Origin of the sequence: Roseibium limicola (genome assembly GCF_017313085.1) — a bacterium.
GTDB lineage: Bacteria > Pseudomonadota > Alphaproteobacteria > Rhizobiales > Stappiaceae > Roseibium > Roseibium limicola.
Window position 1 is genome coordinate 261141 of record NZ_JAFLNF010000002.1, and the last position, 22580, is coordinate 283720.

Genomic DNA, 22580 nt, shown 5'->3' on the forward strand with positions numbered 1-22580 from the left:
GCCGGGAGCATGAAGAACAGAGAGCGGTACAATTGCCGACCTCGGCACGTCTCCCCCGATAAGCGCTCGGCTCACCGGTCCCGGCTCTGCGCTTTCGCTTGGCCGGGATGACGATGGCGGGCGTTTAAGACGACAAACTCACCCTCGTACCCCACCTCCCCTGCGTCATTCCGCACGCAGCGCAAGCGGAGATGCGGTGCCGGGGAGCCCGCTTCTTCCCTTGTGTGGCACGACGAACCTCAAGCCCCCCCTCCGTCATCCTCGGGCTTGACCCGAGGATCCATGCCGTTCCGCCTCGGCAGACGCTGAGCTGTCGAGGAGGCAGAACGGTAACGGCATGGAGGCCATGGTCGGGCCATGACATGACGCTGGGTGGAGAGGTCCGGTAGCGAGAACAGGGAAAAACAAGCGGGATCCGCGTGTCTTCTCCTCAGTTGAAGCCAATCATCGGTCCGAGTATCCCGGCGTCCACGGGCGGTGAAGGGCCGGGAGGGCACTGTCCACGCGGATGTACAGCGGTGACCTGTCAACGACTGGAGCGCTCGGCAGCCACGTCCCAGTGTCAATGATGGCACCCGGATCCGCAGGACCAACAGGCGCGACCTGCGCTGCGACCCGCGCAGCAATTGTGTCAGTAGCCTCCAGAAGCGATTCTTCGGAATGTCCTGAAAACACGAAATCATCGCCCAGGAAAGACTCAAATTCCTGATTATCGCGCACGATAAAGTCGTAGCGATCTATCGAGGAATGCGGATCTTCGGCGAGGGCGTGTGACCTCGGCTGCCAAGTTCGCCCGACAGAATGAGAACGCGACACACGAGGGTCCGCAAGCAGGCGATAACCCCATTGCGGCCGCGCGGAAAACCAGATCGCCTGGGCGCCACGCGCTGTGAGCGTGTTCCCGTCGAGCACCAGGGGGGCAGAACAGCTGGCAGGCAAACGCAGCCCGCTGACGACAATATCCGCCAGGGCGCAATCCAGCGCGGCCGCTTCGTAGGTTTTCGACAGGGCCAGCGTCAGGCTTCGGGAGTCGTTCCAGACCTTTCCTTGAGGCAGAGACCTTTCTGGCCTTGCCACCGAGTGAAGAGAAAACACACAGCCAGCGGCATCGCAGCGCCGCAGGTCGCCAGGCACAGGCCGGAAGGTCCCGGCTTTTCCTTCGACCACCGCCCAGGTCTCCGTCTGAAAGCTGCGCCGTCGGGCGCTCGTGACCAGATGTCCCACGGCATCGCGAAAGGCAATGACCGTGCCGTCGGAATTAATCTGCAGGTCCGGCGGCCGCGCGCCCTGATGCAGCAACATCCCGACAGCAACCAGCACCAGCCCCCAGCAACGCGACCAGCCCTTGAACAACAGCAAGACGAACAGTCCCGCAGTCAGGCCAAGCATGGACACCGGTCCCGGCGGGCGTATTGCCCCTGAAAGCAAGCCGAATGTCTCGACCAGCCCGCCCACCTGGTCCCCCGCAGGCCCGCCTGCCGGCAAGGCCCGGGCGCTGAGCCCGGAGACAAATTCGGCGATGCGCAGCAACAACTCCAGCCCGGCAGTCATACCCGCCAACGGCACGGCGGCCAGCCCGAAAGGCAGCAGAATCAGAGCCACGCCGCCCAGCGGCATGACGATCAGCGAAAACACCGGCATGGCCAGCAAATTGCCGAGCAGCCCATAAGGCGCAAACCGGCCAAAGTGATGCGCGGCGATCACCCCCGTGGCGACACCTGCCACCAGCGATGTCACAAGCACTCCGAGCAGAAAGCCTGCCATCAGCCGCCCCCCGCGCCACAGATAGCTTGCCGGACCTGCCACGCCCGCGCCGGAAACGCTTGCGCCAGACCCTCCCGCCGCGCCTGCCTCGGATCCAAGCCGCAACGACCAGCCGCGCCACCCCTCGTAGACTGCGATCAGGCAGATCACCGCGGCGAATGACATCTGAAATCCAGGAGAGAACAGGCGTTCCGGCGCAACAAACAACAAACCGCAACCCGCCAGTGCAACCGAATGCAAAGTGAGGCCACGCCGATCGGTCAGGCGCGCCAGCAGGACCAGGCCAACCATCAGAAAGCTGCGCTGGGTCGGAACGGAAGCGCCAGACACCGCCAGATAGAGCACCGCCATGGCAAGACCGGCAAGGGCAGCGATCTTGTGCGACGGCAGAACCAGACTGGCCGTGCCGGAGAACGCCATCGCCAGCAAGACCGCGCCATAGGCGCCACCGGCAAAAAGCGCCATATGCAAACCGGAGATCGCCAGGATATGCGCCAACCCGGAGTGCCGCAGCAACTCCTCCGTGTGCGCGTCCAGCCCGCTGCGGTCTCCGACCAGCAGAGCCATGGCCAATTGGGTCGCCTGGCCCTCGCCCCCCAGCGCCCGCACCCGTCCGCCCAGGGACAGGCGCAGCGCACTCAGTCCGCGCACAAGCCGGGCTTTGGGCGAAAGCGGCGTGGCCGACAAGACCTTTGGCGCACCAAAGGAAAACCCGCTGGCCCCGAGTGAACTGAAATAAGCCCAGAAGGAAAAATCATAGCCGCCCGGATGCACCGGGCCGCGCGGCGGAAACAGCCGCCCACGCAGCCTCAGATGGTCACCCGGCAGAATAGCTCTCCTCTGCGCTCCAGAGGCCGCAGATGCTTGGGAAGCGCCAGATGTCTCGCCTGTCCCGTTGACCGACATACGCACCTTGAGACCGGGCAGAGGCTTCAGACGGGGGGACCGGATGTCTTCCGGCGCGATGACCTTGCCCTCCCGGTCGAAAAGCTCCTCCACCCGCAGAACCAGCCGCAAGCCGCGTGGCGTGTTCTGCCGTTCCAGCACTGTCGCGGTAAAATCCGCCGTTACCGGCAAACTGAGGCGCGGTGCGCTGACGCTGGCTGTCCGGACGCTGGCACACACAACACCGGTAAGCATCAGCACGAACACCAGATAGGGCGTGTTGAAACTATGCCCGCCAGAGCGATGACGCCACGCCCGCCACACCCCACCGAGAACCAGCAGTCCCCACAAGAGCAACAGACTGATGCGATGCGGTTCTTCTGGAAGTTGAAAATAAAGCCCTATGCCGGCAGCAAAGCAAAACCCGGCCCAAAGAAGCCCCTGACCATCCCGAGTTTCCGGCTTTATCACGCGCAGACAGCGAGACAGCAGTCCCCGTTTTGCACTCGCCTCCTGAGCCGGTGCATACAGATCTTCTACTTCAGGATCATCAACCTCGCCATGGCCATTGGGTTTGGGCGTATTACGCGGAGGGCGCAGGAAAACCCGCCACTTTAGCCAGGGGCGATCAGGGGCCGTTTCCCGGCCGCGCGGGCTGTCCAGAAGCGCAGCCGACTGTCCGTCGTCGCCCGCTCTGTCTTCCGGCTGCAGCCCATCCTTGTCCCTGCGGGGTGCCATTGATGGCTCCGTTTCGCAAAGATCCAACAGAAGCATATGAGGCGGTGGCGCCCAGACTTTGTGCGTCTTGCCCCATTCGCCTTCACAGGCTTTTTCACCCAGGTCTTTTTAGTTTAACCCGGCCTATGGTAAGACCGCGCCAACCGGGCGGTTTCATGCCGCCCCCCAAACCATCTCACAGACCCCACGAAAGCACCATGTCCAAAGAGATCGTCACCCGCTTTGCTCCCTCGCCAACCGGCTTCCTTCATATTGGCGGTGCCCGCACGGCCCTGTTCAACTGGCTGTACGCCAAGCACCACGGCGGCAAGATGTTCTTGCGCATCGAGGACACCGACAAGTCCCGCTCCACCCAGGAAGCCGTGGACGCGATCCTCGACGGTCTGTCATGGCTCGGAATCAACTGGGACGGCGAGCCGCTGTCCCAGGCTTCACGCGTCGAGCGCCACCAGGAAGCCGTGGAACAGATGCTGGCCTCAGGCATGGCCTACAAGTGCTACGCCAGCCAGGAAGAGCTGACGGAAATGCGTGAGAAGGCCCGCGCCGAGGGACGCCCGCCCCGTTACGACGGCCGCTGGCGCGACCGCGACGCCTCCGAAGCCCCCGAGGGCGTTGCTCCGGCCATCCGCCTGAAAGCGCCTCAGGATGGCGAGACCGTCATCGACGATCAAGTTCAGGGGACAGTGACCTTCGCAAACAAGGACCTCGACGATCTGGTCCTGATGCGCTCCGATGGCACACCGACCTACATGCTCGCCGTGGTGGTGGATGATCATGACATGGGTGTCACCCACATCATCCGCGGCGACGATCACCTCACCAACGCAGCGCGCCAGGCGCTGATCTTCAAGGCGCTCGGCTGGGATGTGCCGGTGATGGCGCATATACCGCTGATCCATGGCCCCGATGGCGCCAAGCTGTCGAAGCGCCACGGCGCGACGGGCGCAGAAACCTACCGCGCCATGGGGTATCTGCCTCAGGCCATGCGCAACTATCTGGCACGCCTCGGCTGGAGTCACGGCGACGAGGAGATCATCTCTCTGGAAGATCTCATTGCCTGGTTCGACACGGATGCCATTGGCAAATCCGCCTCTCGTTTCGATTTCAAGAAGCTTGAGAACCTCAACGGCCACTACATGCGCGCCACCGACGATGCGCAGTTGCTGGCTGACTGGAAGGTCTGCCTGGCCCACGTCGACGATGGGGCTGCAGTTTTGGCCTGGATGGCCGAAGGCAACAATGAAGCCATCACGCTTGGAGCACTGCCCGGACTGAAGGAACGCGCCAAGACGCTTGTCGAGCTGACAGAGAGCGCCAGCTACCTGTGGCGCCAGCGCCCGCTCGAATGCGACGAAAAGGCTACTAAGATTCTGGATGACAATGCCCGCCAGATCCTGAAAGATCTGCATGGAGTTCTCTCCGCCCAGCCTGCCTGGGACGCGGAACCTCTGGAAGCAGCCGTCAAGGCCTATGCAGAGGAAAAGGAACTGAAGCTTGGCAAGGTGGCTCAGCCCCTGCGTGCGGCTCTCACCGGCCGTGGCGTTTCGCCTGGAATTTATGACGTTCTGATTGCCCTCGGCCGAGAGGAATCTCTCGCTCGCATCGCCGATCAGGCCGCTTGACGCTAAGGGATTTCACGCGGGTGCAGCACTCGCAAACCCGCGTGAAACCTCATGATTCTGCTCACGTATACAATTGAGCACAATGTCCACCTTGCGGCGGTGCACCAAATGGTTTACGCAGAACCCGTCCATTCCTCCAGCAGCAGCTGGGCAGCGCGACGGCGAACCGCCAGCACGCCCGACGGACGACACTGTCGCTTGTCGGCACTGTATAAACGCGATGCCGCCGAAACCGATCCTGCGCATTGCGCTGCTGCTTTAGAAATATGAAATAAGGGGGTTTTCTGAATGGCCGACACTACTGCCAAGCTGAACGTGGGTGGTACCGATCAGGAGTACAGCGTTCTCGACGGTTCCATTGGTCCGTCCGTGGTCAACATTGCCTCTCTGTACAAAGACACGGGCATGTTCACATACGACCCGGGATTCACCTCCACGGCGTCCTGCGAATCGAAGATTACCTACATCGATGGCGATGAAGGCACCCTTCTGTACCGCGGTTATCCAATCGACCAGCTCGCCGACCACGGTGACTTCCTCGAGACATGCTACCTGCTTCTGTACGGCGACCTGCCGAACAAGGCCGAGAAGAACGACTTCGTCGATCGCGTGACCTACCACACGATGATTCACGAGCAGATGTCCCGCTTCTTCTCTGGTTTCCGTCGTGATGCCCACCCGATGGCCATCATGGTTGGAACCGTTGGCGCCCTCGCCGCCTTCTACCACGACAGCACCGACATCTCCGATCCGCACCAGCGCATGATCGCTTCCCTGCGCATGATCGCCAAGATGCCGACGATTGCTGCCATGGCCTACAAGTACCATGTCGGTCAGCCGTTCGTGTATCCGCGCAACGACCTCGACTATTCCGCCAACTTCCTGCGCATGTGCTTCTCCGTGCCTTGCGAGGAATACAAGGTGAACCCGGTTCTGGCCCGCGCCATGGACCGCATCTTCATCCTGCATGCGGACCACGAGCAGAACGCCTCCACCTCCACGGTGCGTCTGGCCGGCTCGTCCGGGGCCAACCCGTTCGCCTGTATCGCAGCTGGCATTGCCTGCCTCTGGGGTCCGGCACACGGCGGCGCCAACGAAGCCGCACTCAACATGCTGTCCGAAATCGGTTCTGTTGACCGCATTCCGGAATTCGTTGCCCGCGCCAAGGACAAGAACGATCCGTTCCGTCTGATGGGCTTCGGTCACCGGGTCTACAAGAACTACGATCCGCGCGCCAAGATCATGCAGAAGACCTGTCACGAAGTGCTCGGTGAGCTCGGAATCAAGGACGATCCGCTCCTCGATATCGCGATGGAACTGGAAAAGATCGCTCTCAACGATCCGTATTTCGTCGAGAAGAAACTCTATCCGAACATCGACTTCTACTCGGGCATCACCCTGCGTGCGCTCGGCTTCCCGACCACCATGTTCACCGTCCTCTTCGCACTCGCCCGCACCGTCGGCTGGATCGCGCAGTGGAAGGAAATGGTCGAAGATCCGTCCCAGCGCATCGGTCGTCCGCGCCAGCTCTACACGGGCTCCCCGAAGCGCGACTACACACCGATCGAACAACGCTAAGCCTGCAAGGCTCTAGCCCCAAACACCAAAGGCCGCCTTCAGGGGCGGCCTTTTTTTGTTGTTTCTTGCCCAGGCACGAGGAGAATCCACTCCTGAGAACTCCCGCCACTCGTCAGCGTCATCTCCGTTCCAGTCTTTCTGATGAGCTCCACCCCCACCGTCTTCCTCGGCCTTGACCCGCTGCTGTTTGAGGATCCATGTCGCTCCCTCGCCTCAGACACAGGCTCCCCGCGAGGAGGTGAAACGGCATGGATGCCATGATCAAGCCATGGCATGACGCGGAGGAGAGGCAATTTGCTGTCCCGGACTGGATCCGCGACCTGACGCCGATGGCCCCTAAGTCTGGATCCTCGGGACAAGCCCGAGGATGACGGAAACGCAAGAGCAAGCCGTAGCCGTATTGCAGATGCAAGTGGCATGTGGTGCCTGCCCACTGGAAAAGTCATCTCCATCGTCATCCCGGGCGAAGACCCGGGACCGGTGAGCCACAGAACAATTTGTGAAGCTAAGGAACCGGTACCCCCGCGGTGCACCGATCCCGGATCAGCGCAGGCGCTTGTCCGGCATGACGAAAGCCAAGGCATTGATACGATAGCGAACGACCACGACAAGCCCGCCATTCCTGCACCCCTTCACCGCAAATCTGAAGCCTCGACCATGGGGAGACCACCCCACCAGCTTCGTCTTCCTCGGGCTTGACCCGCTGCTGTTTGGGGATCCATGTCGCTCCCTCGCCTCACACGCAAGGTTCCCCGCGGGGAGACGAAACGGCATGGATGCCATGGTCAAGCCATGGCATGACGCGGAGGAGAGGCAATTCGCTGTCCCGGACCTGATCCGGGACCTTCGCGCAAAACACACAAGAAGTCTGGATCCTCGGGACAGGCCCGAGGATGACGGAAACGCAAGCCCGAGGAGGACGGCAGAGGAGGACGGCAGAGGTCGGCGGCAGAGGTCGGCGGCAGAGGTCGGCGGCGGCGGACGGCCGGCGCAGGAGGGGCCGTCCAGGGCAGCGTCAGAGCTTGCCTTGACGATGCAGAACATCGAGGACCACCCGAGCCGCGGCTTGTGATTGGTGCTGTCCGTCAGGCAATTTCATGATGTCATCGAGGGCCTGAAACGTGGCGATCTGGTCGCGGCGCTCCGCTGTGTCCGACAGAAGTCCCTCAACACGCTGCGCCAGCGCATCGGCCGTCACCTGTTCATCCAAATATTCCGGGATGACATTGCGGCCCAGAATGATGTTCGGCAGCACCATTGAGGTGGCCTGAACGATGGGAAAGATCCGATTCAAGTCCTTGAGCCGACGAAAGAACCAGTCGACCTTATAGGCAACCGCCATCGGAACGCCGGAGATTGCCAGCTGCAATGTCACGGTTCCGGAGGCTGCCAGGGCAGCATGGGCGCGCCGAAACGCCTTGTGCTTTGCCGCCTCACCATCGAGGATCAGAGGCTGGACGGCCCAGTCTTTTGTCCCCTCTGCGATGCGTTCCCGCAAATGAGAAACGGCCGGCAGCAGGACTTCCAGATCCGCGTGCCTGGCGCCAAGCTTTGCCACAGCTTCACCGAACACCGGAAGCAGGCGCTCAATCTCGCTGCCCCGACTGCCCGGCAACACGACGAGAACCCGGTGAGGCTCCTGCAACGAGCTGCGCTCGCCCTCTCCAGGGCGCAACGCGTCCAGCCGCTCGATCAGCGGATGCCCGACATAATGGGTGCGCGGCCCGCCAAGGCGTTTGTGAACCGCAGGCTCGAAGGGCAACAGCGCCAGCAACTCATCGACATAGGCGGTCATCTTGCGGGCCCGGCCCGGACGCCAGACCCAGACACTGGGGCTGACATAGCCAATGATCGGAATATGCGCTGCCTTCTTGCGTAGGCGCTTGGCCACGTTGTGGGTAAAATCCGGACTGTCGATGATGACGACCACATCCGGGTTCTCCGCCACCAGCGCATCAACCGTCTGATGCACCCGTTTGATGATCAACGGCAGGCGCTGAAGAACGGCCGTAATCCCCATCACCGAGGTGTCGCCGATATCAAAAACAGAGGTCAGACCCTGAGATTGCATGCCTTGACCGCCGGTGCCGCAAAAGGCCACCCGGTCTCCCAGGGTGTCTTTCAAGGATGCCATCAGCGCTGAGCCAAGGAAATCGCCCGATTCCTCGCCGACAACCAGGCCGACTTTCACGGACGCGCTCATGGTTGCAACTCGCTGGTCATATCCCTTGGGTCGGCCGAAAACCCAAAAATGAATAGCCCGGCATCGTCTGCAGCCTGAAGCGTCTGGGCTTCTTCTGCAATCAGCGCCCCCTGCGCCTGCACCGCGATGCCGGCCAGGCCGGCACTTTTGGCCAGTGCGATTGTCATGGGGCCGATGGCCGGTAGATCCACCCGCAGGTCCTGCCCCGGCTTGACGGTCTTCACCAGAACGCCACCGGGCGTCTTGGCTCGGACGCGCCCATTGGCACGCAGATCGGCACAGCGACGCAGCATGGCGTCCGTGCCTTCCGCACCTTCCAGCGCGATCACCCGACCGGCAACGGCCACCGCTCCCTGCCCGATATCCAGATCACCCAGACGACGCGCCGCCTCCAGCGCCAGCGTCATGTCCCGCAGCCCATTGGCGTCCGGCGTATGCCGTCCCAAGGCGCCAGAGCCGGCGAGAAGATCCGGTGCAACATCGTGCAAACCAACCACCTGGAAACCTTCCGATTCGAATATGCCAATGACCTTGCCCAGCAGACTGTCGTCCCCCCCCGCCATCGCCTTGATGATCCTGGGAAGCCGCCACAGAGTGCCTGGGTCGCCCAGAATGGAAGTGAAATCAGGTCGTTTGACGATACCGCCGATGAGGATCAGTTCCTGGCACCCGGCTTTGCCGAGGCCCTTGAACAGCCGGCCGATCTGACCGAAGCCCAGCTCAACGTCCGCGACCTGACGCAACCCGTCTTCGGCCTCGCCTCTTATGGCGACAACATAGGTTTTGCGCCCTGCCGCTCGAAGCCGCTCAACCACGGCGCCCGGCAACGTGCCATTGCCACAGATCAGGCCGATGGGCGCAAGCGCTGCTGCATCGGGCACATCCTGGCGCGCCATCACGCCGCCGCCTCAGCCTTCGCCGCGCGGCGTGCAGAAACGTCGGTTTTCACGCGACAACATGAAATCGGTTACAGCGGCAACCAGAGGTCGTCCGACATTGGAAGCGGCGGCTGCATTGGCGCGCTCCAGCAACGTGCCCTCGTCGCTTTCAAATATGTCGCGGAAGGCGGCGCGAAGCGCGTGGATCTCTTCACGCGGATGGTTGGCCCGTTTCAGCCCGACAAGGTTCAACCCAGCCAGATGCGCCCGGTCGCCAATGACCGAGCCAAAAGGAATAACGTCGAACTCAACTCCGGTCATGCCGCCAACAATGGCGCCCTTGCCGATGCGGATCCATTGACGGGCCGCACTCAGGCCGCCCATGATCACATGGTCTTCCAGCTCTACATGGCCGCCGAGCGTGGCGTTATTGGCCAGAATCGCATTGTTGCCGACGATGCAATCATGGCCAACGTGCGCGCTCATCATGAACAGGCAGTTGTCGCCCACCTTGGTCAGACCGCCGCCACCTTCCGTCCCCGGGTTCATGGTCACATGCTCCCGGATCTGGTTGTTACGGCCAATTTCCAGATAGGTTACTTCGCCGGCAAACTTCAGATCCTGCGGCTGATGCCCGATAGAGGCGAAGGGAAAGATATGTGTTCCAGCCCCCACCGTGGTGTGGCCCGCGACGACCACATGAGACTCCAGCACGACATTCTCGCCCAGCTTGACGTTGGGCCCGACCACACAGAACGGGCCGATCCGGCAGCCCTCGCCAATTTCGGCGCCGTCTTCAATGATGGCTGTCGGATGAAGCTTTGTCATTCTGTCCTCACGCATCCACGAGCATTGCGCTGATTTCAGCTTCGGCAACCTTGGCGCCTTGAACCTTGGCAACGCAGTCGAACTTCCAGATGTTGGCGCGCTGGCGGATCTTCGTCACATGAAAATGCACCACATCACCAGGCACGACCGGCTTGCGGAATTTGGCCTTATCAATGGTCATGAAATAGACCAGCTGCGGCGGCGTATCCTTGCCGCGGGCATGAACGCACAGCGCGCCCGCCGTCTGGGCCATGGCTTCGATCAGCAGCACACCCGGCATGATCGGCTGCTTGGGAAAATGGCCGGTGAACTGCGGCTCATTGATGGTCACATTCTTGATGCCGATACAGCTGTCGTCGCCGTCCATCTCGATGATCCGGTCAATCAGCAGGAACGGATAGCGATGCGGCAGCAGCTCCATGATCTGGAGGATGTCGGCGCTGGCCAGTTCTTTCTTTTCGTTTTCTTCCATGTCGTGCCCCTTGGCGCGCAGCGCGCGCACCCCTCATTCACTCACAAATTTCTGCCGCTTCGTTTAAGCGTCCTTGCCCCGTTGTGCAAGTTTACGAAGCGCAGCAAGTTCCCGGAACCACTGTTTCACAGGCTTGGCTGGTGTTCCCCCATAGCGACCACCTGCGGGAATGTCGTCACTGACGCTGCTGACGGCGGCAATCTGAGCCCCCATGCCAATGGTCACATGGCCGCGTACGCCCGATTGCCCACCGATGGCAACGTAATCTTCCAGCGTGCTGCTGCCCGATATTCCGACCTGAGAGACGATGACACAATGCCGACCGATCACCACGTTGTGGCCAATCTGCACCTGATTGTCGATCTTTGTTCCTTCGCCAATCACCGTGTCCCGGTTGGCGCCCCGATCCACGGTGGTGTTGGCACCAATCTCGACTTTGTCCTGAATGATCACACGGCCGACCTGCGGCACCTTGACGTGACCACCGGCCCCCATGGCATAGCCGAAACCGTCCTGGCCGATCGCCACGCCGGGGTGAAGATAGACATCATTGCCGATCAGCGAATGTTGGACAACAACATTGGGACCAACCACACAGTTGCGGCCAATCCGGACGTTGTCGCCGATCACCGCGTTGGCTTCAATTCTGGTTCCGGAGCCAATCTCCGCCCTTGCGCCTATCACCGCACCAACTGACACATGCACTCCGGCTTCCAGCTTCGCATCAGCATGGACGCTGGCGCGCTCGGAAACCCCGGACTGGGCCTGAACTGCAGGCAGCATTGCGGTGGGATAGAGCTTCGCCAACACCTGGGCCCAGGAGCGGTAGGCCTCACCACAGACCAGCGCCGTCACCCCCTCGGGCACCTTGCCAGCGTGTTTCTTGGCCACCAGACAGGCTGCAGCCTTGGTCTGACCAAGCGCATCCAGGTAAGCCGTGTTGTCGAAGAAAACCAGGGTTCCCTCTCCGGCTTCCTCGAGCGGAGCCACGGCAGAGATCATCACCGCGCCATCGCCACCCTGCAGCTCGGCTCCTGCCCATTCTGCAATCTGGCTGAGGCTGACAGGCGGAAACGGCGGGAAGAACGAGAGATCTGTCATTATATTTGTCTCAATCGCTATGTCTTAACGGCAAACGGCCGCCCTCGCAGGCGGCCGCTTGTGAGATTAGGAACTGACTCCAGGCCACCTGCCTTAGAAGCGGGTGCCACCGGAAAGCCGGAAGACCTGCGTACGGTCGCTGTCTTCTTTCATCAGCGGCCAGGCGAAATCAGCGCGAAGCGGACCGAATGGTGATTCCCAGCGAATGCCAGCACCAACCGAAGCGCGGATCGAAAAGTCATCGGAAACAACATTTCCGCCATTGTTGTTCACAACACCGACAAGGTCGTCATCGGAACCCCAGAGCGATCCAGCATCAGCAAAGACAGCGCCACTCAGGCCGAACTCTTCCGGAAGAGCCGGGAACGGGAATGTGCCTTCAACCGTCGCCGCGAAGAACATCTGTCCGCCGATAGCATCATCGGTGGTCGAGTCACGCGGGCCAATGCCCTGGTTTTCGAAACCACGGACCAGGCTGCCACCGAGCATGAACTGCTCGGAAACCCGCAGACGCTCATCGCCGAGACCCGTGATGTGGCCACCCATGATCGAGACCTTGCCCACAAGACCAAAGTCAGGAAGCAGTTCGCGGTAGGCACGGGCTTCAGCAGAAGTCTTCAGGTAGAAGCTGTCACCACCAACACCGGCGAACTCCTGGCCGAACTTGGCATAGATGCCGTCACTCGGGTTCAGGTTGCTGTCCAAGGTGTTGTAGGCGAACTGATAGCCAACGGCAGACGTCAGACGCTTGCCGATGCTGTCACAGATCGCCGGCGACAGATTGGTGTTGTTGCCGCATGTCGCCAGGCCAAATGCAAGATTGTCCGGATCGGAAATCTCAGTCTGGTAAATGTCGTAGGACAGACGAAGCGTCAGCTCTTCTTCGCGCAATGGCAGAGTGAAGCCGATGCCGCCACCGATCTTGTCTTCGTCATAATCACGGTAGTCGTTGCTGTCGCTTACCTTGCGGTAGGCATCAAAATCGAACCCGATACGGCGACCAAGGAAGAACGGCTCCTTGAAGGTGAATTCGTAAGTCTGGTTGTCGGTACCACCGCCAACACCGATCTTCACGAACTGACCGCGACCCAGGAAGTTCTTCTCGGAAACAGAGACATCACCGATGACACCGTCGGTCGTCGAGTAGCCGATACCGAAGGAGACTTCACCGGTGGCTTTTTCTTCAACATTGACGTTGACGATCACCCGGTCTGCAGCAGATCCCTGAGACGTGGTGATACTCACCTTCTCAAAGAAGCCGAGATTGCGCAGACGACGCTCAGCCTTGTCGAGCAGCGCGCGGTTGAAGGCATCGCCTTCCAACAGATCAAACTCACGACGCAGCACATACTCACGCGTACGGTCGTTGCCGATGATGTTGATGCGCTCGACGTAAGCCCGCGGGCCTTCTTCGATGTAATAGGTCAGGGAAATCGTCTTTGCGTCATAGTCACGCGAAGCGCGCGGACGGATCTGGGCAAAAGCATAGCCGTTTTCGGCAACTTTGACGGTCAGATCTTCAACGGTCTGCTCGACGCGCAGCGAGTTGAAAGTATCACCGGCATCTGTCCGCACGATACTGCGCAGGCTTTCCGGATCAACTTCAGCCAGAGAAGACACAACCTCCACGTCGGAAATCTGGTACTTCTCGCCTTCTTCAACCGTGAAGGTCACATAGAAGACATTGCTCTCGCGGTCGAGTTCAGCGGTAGAAGCGACGATGCGGAAATCCGCATAACCCTTCTTGTAATAATACTGACGCAGCAATTCCTGATCGGCAGCCAAACGGTCGGGATCATAGGTATCCGTGGTACGCAACCAGCCGAGAAGGCCGGTTTCACGAGTCCGGATCACGTCACGCAGACGACCATCAGAGAAGGAGTCATTGCCGATGAAAGCAATACGCTCGACGCCAGTCTTCTTGCCTTCATCAATTTCAAAGACCAGATCGACACGATTGTTCGCGCGTTCAATGGTCTTCGGCTCAACGGACGCGCCATAGCGACCGGAGCGGCGATAGGCTTCAAGCAGGTTCTGAACGTCGGACTGAACCTTGGCGCGGGTCAGCATGGACCGCTCGCCAGAGCGAACAACCGTCTTCAAGGCGTCATCGTTGAGCTTCTTGTTGCCCTCGAAAGACACCCGGTTGATCATTGGATTTTCGCTGACACTGACGACAACCGTGGATCCCTGCGGGGTAATCTGCACATCGGCAAAAAGCCCGGTGGCAAACAGCGCCTTCAGAGATTCATCAACATCGCCTGCCCCATAAGACTGGCCCGGACGGATCGTCAGGTAACTGAGAACCGTTTCTTCCTCGATACGCTCATTGCCCCGAACAACGATTGAACGCGCAACCGCAGCTTCTGCAACGGAAGCGGAAAGGGGTCCGAGCCCAACCGGCACAATCGCGCTGGTGCTCATGAACGCTGCCGCTAAAAGAACGACACGGGAGTTTTTCTGCAATCGCTGCATTAGTGCGCTATGCCTTTTGTTTTAAAGCCCCACACGCTGGCACGCGTCGTGAAGACGGATTCTCAGCAACTCGGCTACGTTTTTACAGGCTTTTTGCGATTAAGCAACAGCCCCATGGCCGGGAAAGCGATAATGTTTGAACACGTTGCGCCGATGTCACGGCATAACTCTTAAAGATTGGTCAAATGCAGAACATCATTCCAGGTCGCGAACACCATTAGCAACAGAACAATCGCCAATCCGATGCGGAAACCGATATCCTGGACCTTCTCGCTCAACGGCTTACCGCGTGCGGCTTCCGCCAGATAATAGATCAAATGACCGCCATCGAGCATAGGCACGGGCATCAGATTGATCAATCCAATAGAGACAGACAGCACCGCTGCCAAGCTGAAGAGCGGCATAAGTCCCTGAGTCGCCACCTGCCCTGAGACCTGAGCAACCCGAATCGGCCCACCCAACTGATCCGCGGCTTCGCGTCCCGTCAGCACGCCACCGATATAGCTTAGCGTGCGCGCCGCAATGAACCAGGTTTCTTGCGTTCCGGCGACAACCGCCTCGACAGGACCGTAGGTCTTGACCTTCATGTCCTCCGCATCTGGACTGCGGGACACCCCGAGAAGACCGATACGCTGGACGTTGCCGAAGTTATCGCGGAACTCCCGCAACTTCGGTGTCACGCTGAGATCAACAACCTTGCCATCACGCTCGACCGCGAGATCAAGCGGAACGTCGGCGCTGATGGAGACAACGCGCTGAAGATCGGAGAAGGCCTCGATCTCATCGCCATTGACCGACAGAATCAAATCGCCAGACAGAAGGCCTCCGGCCTCGGCCGCGCTACCCGGCTGGACTGTATCGACCAGCGGCGTGGTGATGACCTTGCCAAAACTGAGGAAAATGGCGCTGAAGATGAAGATCGCCAAGATGAAGTTAGCAATCGGCCCGGCCGCGACAACGGCAGCGCGCTGACCTACGGACTTGGTCACAAATGCCCCTGCCCGGTCTTCTTCGCTCATGGCGGCAAGATGATCTCTGTCCGGCACGCTCGCCGCATTTTCATCGCCTGCGAACTTCACGTAGCCGCCAAGTGGGATGAGCGACAAACGCCAACGGGTTCCGGCCCGGTCGTTCCAGCCGAACAGCTCACGCCCGAACCCGACAGAGAATACATTCACCTTAACGCCGCACCAGCGGGCTACGAGAAAATGGCCCAGCTCGTGGAAGAACACCACGATGGTCAGGACGAAAAGAAAAGGAACCAAGTAGCCCACGACGATGTCGTAAGCGGAAATCAAAAGATCCATCAAGCGATCTGCTCCAGACGTTCGTCTCAATTGGCTGCCGTGCAGGCCGGAAAGTCCGGGCCCGCGAACAGACAGCCCCATCACCGCGCCCGATGCAATAGGGTTACCTTAAGGAAAGCCCTGCTGGCAAACGGAATTCTGATGACAGGCCTAACGCCGGCTCACCCATTCCGCACACAGGCTGCGGGCTTGTGCGTCTATACCCAGTACATCTTCTAGCGACCCGATCGTGGCTCCTGCCTGTCTGGAGAGCATTCGCTCCACAACATTTTCGACAGCGGCCGCGATATCGAGAAAGCCGATCTTGCGTTGAAGAAAGGCTGCCACCGCGATTTCGTCGGCCGCATTCAGGCTGGCAGTGGCGATTGGCCCCTCCTGAAGCGCCTCGGTTGCCAGCCGAAGAGCCGGAAACCGCTCCATGTCCGGGGCTTCAAAGGTGAGCTGGGCAATCTTCGACAGATCCAGCCGCTCGACCGGCACAGCCATGCGCTCCGGCCAAGCCAGGCAATGGGCAATCGGCGTGCGCATGTCAGGCGCGCCAAGCTGCGCCAGAAGCGAACCGTCGCGGTATTGCACCATGCCATGAATGATCGACTGCGGGTGAACCAGAACGTCGAGCTGATCGACGGTCAGCGGAAACAGGTGGAAGGCCTCGATGACCTCAAACCCCTTGTTCATCATCGTCGCACTGTCGATGGTGATGCGGCTTCCCATATCCCAGTTGGGATGCTTCAGCGCCTGTTCTGGGGTCACCGACGTGAGATCGGCAAGAGGTGTCTGCCGGAACGGGCCACCGGACGCGGTCAGAATGATCTTTTCGATCTGGTCCGCGTTGCCCTGTTCGAAAACCTGAAAGATGGCGCTGTGTTCGCTGTCGACAGGCAGAAGCGTCGTGCCGACCTCGCGTGCCCGCTCCATGAAGAGCGAGCCGGCACAGACAAGGCATTCCTTGTTGGCCAGGGCCAGGCTACGGCCCGGCTTCAGGCTCGCCATGGTCGGCTTCAGACCGGCGGCTCCGACAATGGCACCAACGACCATGTCACAGGGACGGTCCACCGCTTCCATCACAGCCTGGGTCCCCGCCCCGGTCGCAATGCCCGAGCCGGAAAGCGCCGCCGCGAGATCCGGACCCAGCTCTTCGCGCGCCACCACGGCAACCTGCGCACCGACGGCAATGGCGGCCTGCGCCAGATCCTCAACGCTGGAATTGGCGACCAGAGCCACAACCTCGAACCGATCCGGATTGCGACCGACAATGTCCAGCGCGCTTTTGCCGACAGACCCAGTCGCGCCAAGAACGGTCAGGCGTTGAACCCGATCAGACGGCGCGCGCAGCCCCGTCCCTGAGCCGGCTCCAGAAGTGTCGCGGGAAACGAGCAAGAGAGATGAACTCCAAATACGGGCTCAGGAGAGCCCAAGTCCGGCGACCGGATCGAGCAGAGAGCCGCCCAATGCCAGACCGAGAATGGCGGCGGCAAGAGCTGCTGCGACCAGTCCGTCAATACGGTCCATGATACCGCCGTGACCGGGGATCAAATGACTGGAATCCTTTACCGAAAACCGGCGCTTCATTGCGGATTCAGCCAGATCTCCGGCCTGCGAGATTACCGACAGGAACGCCGCCAAAACCAGCCAGGAGATGAGGTTATCCTGCCCGGAAAAATGGATATAGAGGCCGCTGAAGACGATGGCAAACACCAGCCCGCCAAGCGAACCGGACCATGTCTTGTTGGGAGACACACGGCGCCACAACTTCGGGCCGCCGGCAAAGCGACCGACAAAATAGGCGCAGATATCGGTCGCCCACACGACGATGACCAGAAAGAACAGGAATTGCCCGCCAAATGCCCCATTGCGCAGCGCCGCCAGAGACAACATGGAAAGCCCGGCGTACAGCAGGCCTTCCGTCGCCCATCGGGCGTTCAGCGTTCGTCCGTTCACCAGCCAGATCAGGACTGCCGCGATGGCAATCAGCCCCAGGCTGACCAGTGGCTGACCAAGCATGAAAAGAACAATGGATCCTGCGACCGCAAGATAGCCGGCGATGGCAGTGGACGATTTCTTGCCCGTCCCGGTGATGTGGAACCACTCGGAGAGAAAGGCGATGCCGGCAAAGCACAGCAACGCATGGTATGGCAGGCTGCCATACCAGACGATGAGCAGCACCAGCGGACCCAGCACCACTGCGGAAGCAAGCCGCAACTTCAGATCGCTCATCCGCGCGGTGCCGGCGGACGCCGCCGGTTTCTCGGTCGCTCCGGAGCTTGGGGAATTTTCCATCAAAGGGCCTTCGCGCTCAAACCGCCGAAACGGCGACTGCGCATGCCATAGGCCTCAAGCGCCTTGTCAAAGGCAGCTTCATCGAAGTCGGGCCAATGACAGTCGCAAAAATACAGCTCACTGTAAGCTGCCTGCCAGAGAAGAAAGTTCGACAGACGAACTTCACCACTGGTACGGATGATCAGATCTGGGTCCGGCAGACTACCGGTATCAAGTGCTGAGGAGATTTTCTCTACGCAGATGTCTTCCGGCTCCAGCTCGCCGGCCTTGACCCGTTCGGCCAGCAGACGCATTGCCCGGGCGAGTTCGTTGCGGGCGCCGTAATTGAAGGCGACGACCAACGTCAAACCGGTGTTGCCTCGGGTCAGCTCTTCCGCTTCGTGTAAAAGCTGACCAATGCCTTTTTCGAGCCCGTCCCGGTCGCCAATGATGCGGATCCGGACGTTGGTCTCATGCAGCTCGGACAGGTCCTGCTGCACAAAGCGCCGCAACAACCCCATGAGGAAGCTGACTTCCGCCTTGGGCCGGCTCCAGTTTTCGGAAGAGAACGAGAAGATCGTGATGTACTCGAGGCCGATGTGCCCCGCGTGCCGGATGATACGGCGCAGCGTATCCAGACCTTGCCGATGCCCTTCTGTTCGCGACAGTCCACGGGCTTCGGCCCACCGACCGTTGCCGTCCATGATCAACCCGACATGCCTGGGACAAACGACCCCGGCCGGCTCGGGGCCGGCAGAGGCAGAATTGAGGTCGGCGTTGGCAGTCATGATATATCGCCCCAGTCAGCGAGCCTGATCAGGCGATCAAACTTGGGAGATTTCCTGTTCTTTCTTTTCCAGCATGGAATCAACTTCCGTGATCATGCTGTCCGTCAGCTTCTGAATTTCATCAGAGGCAACGCGGCTGTCATCCTGACTGATGTCGCCGTCTTTTTCAGCCTTTTTAGCGTTGTCCATGCCATCACGACGCACGTGACGAACGGCAACCTTGGAAGCTTCGGCGTATTTGTGAGCGATCTTGATCAGCTCCTGCCGGCGTTCCTGGTTGAGTTCGGGAATCGGCAGACGCAGCAGCGTTCCGTCAACAACCGGGTTGAGGCCGAGATTGCTTTCACGAATAGCCTTGTCGACGGCACCGACCATGCCCTTGTCCCAGACCTGAACAGCGACCATGCGCGGCTCGGGAACACTGACTGTCCCCACCTGATTGATCGGCATCTGCTGGCCATAGGCATTCACAACAATAGCATCCAGCATGGAAGCGGATGCACGGCCGGTGCGCAGGCTGGCAAAATCCGCCTTCAGAACCGAAAGGGCACCTTCCATACGGCGCTTGAGATCGTCCAGGTCTACACCTTCTACCGGCATAACATCCTCACTTCATTCTTGTTGGTTACGCTCAAACGATGAGCGGCTTTGGCGCAAAACATCGCACACATCGTGTGAAACACAAGCCGCATACCCGGTTATTGGCAAAAGAATCAGGCGCCAACAACCGTATAAAGTCCGCTTTCCTGAAGAACACTGACAAGCGATCCCGGAGAGTGAATGGAAAACACGATGACCGGCACCGAATTGTCCCGCGCCAGAGCAATGGCCGTGGTGTCCATAACCTTCAAATCGCGTTTGATGACTTCTTCGTAGGACAGCGCGTCATAGCGTTCGGCATCTGGATTGACCTTTGGGTCTTCCGAATAGACCCCATCCACCTGGGTGCCTTTCAGGAAAGCATCGCATTTCATCTCAACGGCGCGCAGGGCTGCGCCGGAGTCAGTGGTGAAAAACGGATTGCCTGTGCCACCGGCAAAAACGATGACATCGCCATCTTCCATGTAGCGCTCGGCAACGCGCTGGGAGAATGTTTCGCAGATAGAGGGAACAGGAACCGCCGACAGGACGCGGGCGGGAACCTTCACCCGGCGCAAGGCGTCGGCCAGGGTCAGGGAATTCATGATCGTCGCCAGCATGCCCATGTGGTCGCCGGTCACCCGGTTTCCGCCCTTGGCTGCCACGGCAACGCCGCGGAAGATATTGCCACCACCAACGACCACACCAACCTGCGCGCCCAGGGCAACTGCGTCAGCAATCTCCTTGGCGATACGTTCGACCACTGTCGGGTCGATCCCAAATGTCTGGGAGCCCATCAGAGCTTCACCGGAGAGTTTGAGCAGCACACGTTTCCAGCGCAGGGGCTTCGTCATGACAACAGCCTTCTTCTTTCTATGAATGGGTCCTTCTATAAAAAAAGCGCCGGACGATGCCGGCGCTTTTTTCGATTTGGCTTACTGCCCGGAGGCTGCCGCGACCTCTGCGGCGAAGTCCGTCTCTTCCTTCTCGATCCCTTCGCCGAGGGCGAAGCGAACGAAACCGGAGAGCTTGACCGGCGTACCAAGATCCTTGGCCAGTGCTTCAACGGCACCTTCCACGGTCTTGTCCGGGTCAATGACGAAAGCCTGCTTGCTCAGCGTGACTTCCTCATAGAACTTGCGCAAACGGCCTTCCACCATCTTTTCGATGATGCTTTCCGGCTTGCCTGATTCGCGAGCCTGTTCCGAGAACACGGCGCGCTCACGTTCAACAACGTCCTGATCCAGGTCATCGGTGCTCAGAGCCAGCGGGCTCGTTGCAGCAACGTGCATGGCGATCTGACGACCGAGGGCGTTCAGCTTGTCCTTGTCACCGGAAGATTCCAGCGCGACCAGAACACCAATCTTGCCGAGGCCATCAGCAACAGCGCTGTGGACATAAGTCGCAACAACGCCTTCTGACACTTCCAGAACCGCGGTGCGGCGCAGGGTCATGTTTTCACCAATGGTGGCGATTGCATCGGTAACAGAGTCGGAAACCGACTTGCCACCAAGGTCTGCGCCAGACACGGCTTCAAGCGAACCGTCGGTACCGACAGCGACCTGGGCCACGTTGCGAACCAGCTCCTGGAACCCGTCATTACGGGAAACGAAGTCGGTTTCAGAGTTCAGTTCGATGACTGCAGCCTTGTTGCCTTCGCTGGCAACGCCAACCAGGCCTTCAGCGGCCACACGGCCAGCCTTCTTGGCGGCCTTGGCCAGGCCCTTGGTACGCAGCCAATCAACAGCTGCTTCCATGTCGCCGCCATTTTCGGTCAGGGCGGTTTTGCAGTCCATCATGCCAGCGCCGGATTTCTCGCGGAGCTCTTTGACCATCGCAGCGGTAATGCTCATCGATTGCCTCGTGGATGGGGGTTAAAGATCAAAGGGTTTAAGCCTCATGGCTACCCTTAACATTATGACGGGAGGACAACAAAAAGCCGCCCGCACACAAAAAACGAAGATATCCGGCATGAATGCCATACCGGATATCTGAGAACCTTAAGCCTGTGTGGCTTCTTCAGCCGGCGCTGCAGCTTCTTCAGCAGGAGCAGCAACTTCTTCGGCCAGAGCTTCTTCGATCGGTGCTTCTTCAGATGCGCCGATGTCCATGCCGGATCCGCCCTGAGCGCGGGAGATACCGTCGATGGCTGCGCGCGCGATCAGATCACAGAACAATGTGATCGCACGGCCGGCATCGTCGTTACCTGGGACCGGGTAAGTGATCCCTTCCGGATTGGAGTTGGAATCGAGGATCGCAGCAACCGGGATACCCAGACGACGGGCTTCCTGAATGGCAATGGCTTCACGGTTGGTATCGATCACGAAGATCAGATCCGGGATACCGCCCATGTCCTTGATGCCGCCGAGGTTCCGCTCGAGCTTTTCGCGCTCGCGGTCCAGGTAGAGACGCTCTTTCTTGGTCAGCGAGTTCGCTGCATCGGAATTGAGGGTCTCTTCAACCTTGCGCAGGCGCTGAATGGAGTTGGAGATCGTCTTCCAGTTGGTCAGCATGCCGCCAAGCCAACGTGCATTGACGAAGTACTGAGCGGAGTTGCGAGCAGCCGAAGCAACAGATTCCTGTGCCTGGCGCTTGGTGCCAACGATCAGAACGCGACCACCACCGGCAACTGTGTCGGACACAGCCTTCAGAGCCTGGTGCAGCAACGGCACGGTCTGAGCCAGATCGATGATGTGAACGTCGTTACGAACACCGAAGATGTACTGGCCCATGCGTGGGTTCCAGCGATGCTTCTGGTGGCCGAAATGTACGCCTGCTTCAAGCAGCTGGCGCATTGTGAAATCGGGAAGAGCCATAGCCCTTGTTCTCCTGTTTTCCGGTTTGACCTCCGCAAGCGGGTGTGAACGGAAACGCCTCTATAAAAGAGACAAGACCTCCGTCACCGGAAGGAAGACAGCACGAAACTGTATCCCGCCCCTTGCGTGTGGAATGGCCGCCTTATAGTTGGGCAACTCGTCAAGTTCAAGGCCATTATCCCGAAATAGAGCCAAAATACCCGGTTCCTTATCCCCACCCCGTGCCGCCTTGCCAATCCGCTGGCTGGTTTGCCAACAAATCAGACCTGAGACCCGATCCAACGCAG

General features: G+C 59.9%; 17 protein-coding genes. 2 read left to right on the top strand and 15 right to left on the bottom strand.

Annotation, left to right across the window (positions count from 1 at the left end):
• Positions 1 to 444: 444 nt before the first annotated feature.
• The gene (locus J0X15_RS04715; RefSeq protein ID WP_206938608.1) at positions 445 to 3387 is read right to left on the bottom strand and encodes a ComEC/Rec2 family competence protein; all 2943 of its coding nucleotides are present in this window, start codon (positions 3385 to 3387) and stop codon (positions 445 to 447) included.
• 197 nt (positions 3388 to 3584) lie between these two features.
• Between J0X15_RS04715 and gltX the strand changes: the two genes are divergently transcribed.
• Together gltX and gltA are read left to right on the top strand one after the other, a co-directional pair.
• Positions 3585 to 5009 (top strand): glutamate--tRNA ligase, encoded by a 1425-nt coding sequence (gltX, locus tag J0X15_RS04720; protein ID WP_206938609.1) that lies wholly within the window; start codon positions 3585 to 3587, stop codon positions 5007 to 5009.
• Between the two features lie 288 nt (positions 5010 to 5297).
• On the top strand, positions 5298 to 6587 hold the full coding sequence (gltA, locus tag J0X15_RS04725) for a citrate synthase (RefSeq protein WP_206938610.1): 1290 nt from the start codon (positions 5298 to 5300) through the stop codon (positions 6585 to 6587).
• A gap of 1015 nt (positions 6588 to 7602) precedes the next feature.
• On the opposite strand, the gene lpxB is transcribed toward gltA, so the two are convergent.
• The 14 genes from lpxB to rpsB all read right to left on the bottom strand — a co-directional run bounded on the left by lpxB (position 7603) and on the right by rpsB (position 22293).
• Positions 7603 to 8790, bottom strand: a complete 1188-nt coding sequence (gene lpxB, locus J0X15_RS04730) for a lipid-A-disaccharide synthase (RefSeq protein WP_206938612.1) — start codon at positions 8788 to 8790, stop codon at positions 7603 to 7605.
• Positions 8787 to 9686: an LpxI family protein gene (locus J0X15_RS04735; RefSeq protein ID WP_206938614.1), complete on the bottom strand. Its 900-nt coding sequence runs from the start codon at positions 9684 to 9686 to the stop codon at positions 8787 to 8789. The genes lpxB and J0X15_RS04735 overlap by 4 nt, the downstream gene beginning before the upstream one ends.
• 12 nt (positions 9687 to 9698) lie before the next feature.
• Positions 9699 to 10496: an acyl-ACP--UDP-N-acetylglucosamine O-acyltransferase gene (gene lpxA, locus J0X15_RS04740; protein WP_206938616.1), complete on the bottom strand. Its 798-nt coding sequence runs from the start codon at positions 10494 to 10496 to the stop codon at positions 9699 to 9701.
• 7 nt (positions 10497 to 10503) lie between these two features.
• Positions 10504 to 10968: a 3-hydroxyacyl-ACP dehydratase FabZ gene (gene fabZ, locus J0X15_RS04745; protein WP_206938618.1), complete on the bottom strand. Its 465-nt coding sequence runs from the start codon at positions 10966 to 10968 to the stop codon at positions 10504 to 10506.
• 63 nt (positions 10969 to 11031) lie between these two features.
• Positions 11032 to 12069, bottom strand: a complete 1038-nt coding sequence (lpxD, locus tag J0X15_RS04750) for a UDP-3-O-(3-hydroxymyristoyl)glucosamine N-acyltransferase (RefSeq protein ID WP_206938620.1) — start codon at positions 12067 to 12069, stop codon at positions 11032 to 11034.
• Positions 12070 to 12162: 93 nt separating this feature from the next.
• Positions 12163 to 14493: an outer membrane protein assembly factor BamA gene (bamA, locus tag J0X15_RS04755; RefSeq protein WP_209015081.1), complete on the bottom strand. Its 2331-nt coding sequence runs from the start codon at positions 14491 to 14493 to the stop codon at positions 12163 to 12165.
• Between the two features lie 221 nt (positions 14494 to 14714).
• A complete protein-coding gene (rseP, locus tag J0X15_RS04760) occupies positions 14715 to 15851 on the bottom strand; it encodes an RIP metalloprotease RseP (RefSeq protein ID WP_206938624.1) in 1137 nt (378 codons plus the stop codon).
• Between the two features lie 150 nt (positions 15852 to 16001).
• Positions 16002 to 17231 (bottom strand): 1-deoxy-D-xylulose-5-phosphate reductoisomerase, encoded by a 1230-nt coding sequence (locus J0X15_RS04765; protein ID WP_231710295.1) that lies wholly within the window; start codon positions 17229 to 17231, stop codon positions 16002 to 16004.
• A gap of 24 nt (positions 17232 to 17255) precedes the next feature.
• Positions 17256 to 18131 (bottom strand): phosphatidate cytidylyltransferase, encoded by an 876-nt coding sequence (locus J0X15_RS04770; protein WP_209015082.1) that lies wholly within the window; start codon positions 18129 to 18131, stop codon positions 17256 to 17258.
• Positions 18131 to 18898 carry an isoprenyl transferase gene (locus J0X15_RS04775; RefSeq protein ID WP_206938626.1) on the bottom strand — a complete coding sequence of 256 codons (768 nt, stop codon included), beginning with the start codon at positions 18896 to 18898 and terminating at the stop codon, positions 18131 to 18133. The genes J0X15_RS04770 and J0X15_RS04775 overlap by 1 nt, the downstream gene beginning before the upstream one ends.
• Positions 18899 to 18934: 36 nt before the next feature.
• Positions 18935 to 19498 carry a ribosome recycling factor gene (frr, locus tag J0X15_RS04780; RefSeq protein WP_206938628.1) on the bottom strand — a complete coding sequence of 188 codons (564 nt, stop codon included), beginning with the start codon at positions 19496 to 19498 and terminating at the stop codon, positions 18935 to 18937.
• Positions 19499 to 19611: 113 nt separating this feature from the next.
• Positions 19612 to 20331 (bottom strand): UMP kinase, encoded by a 720-nt coding sequence (gene pyrH / locus J0X15_RS04785; RefSeq protein WP_206938630.1) that lies wholly within the window; start codon positions 20329 to 20331, stop codon positions 19612 to 19614.
• Between the two features lie 81 nt (positions 20332 to 20412).
• Complete coding sequence (gene tsf, locus J0X15_RS04790) at positions 20413 to 21330, bottom strand: translation elongation factor Ts (RefSeq protein WP_206938631.1); 918 nt, start codon at positions 21328 to 21330, stop codon at positions 20413 to 20415.
• 147 nt (positions 21331 to 21477) lie between these two features.
• Positions 21478 to 22293: a 30S ribosomal protein S2 gene (gene rpsB / locus J0X15_RS04795; protein WP_206938632.1), complete on the bottom strand. Its 816-nt coding sequence runs from the start codon at positions 22291 to 22293 to the stop codon at positions 21478 to 21480.
• Positions 22294 to 22580 lie beyond the last annotated feature (287 nt).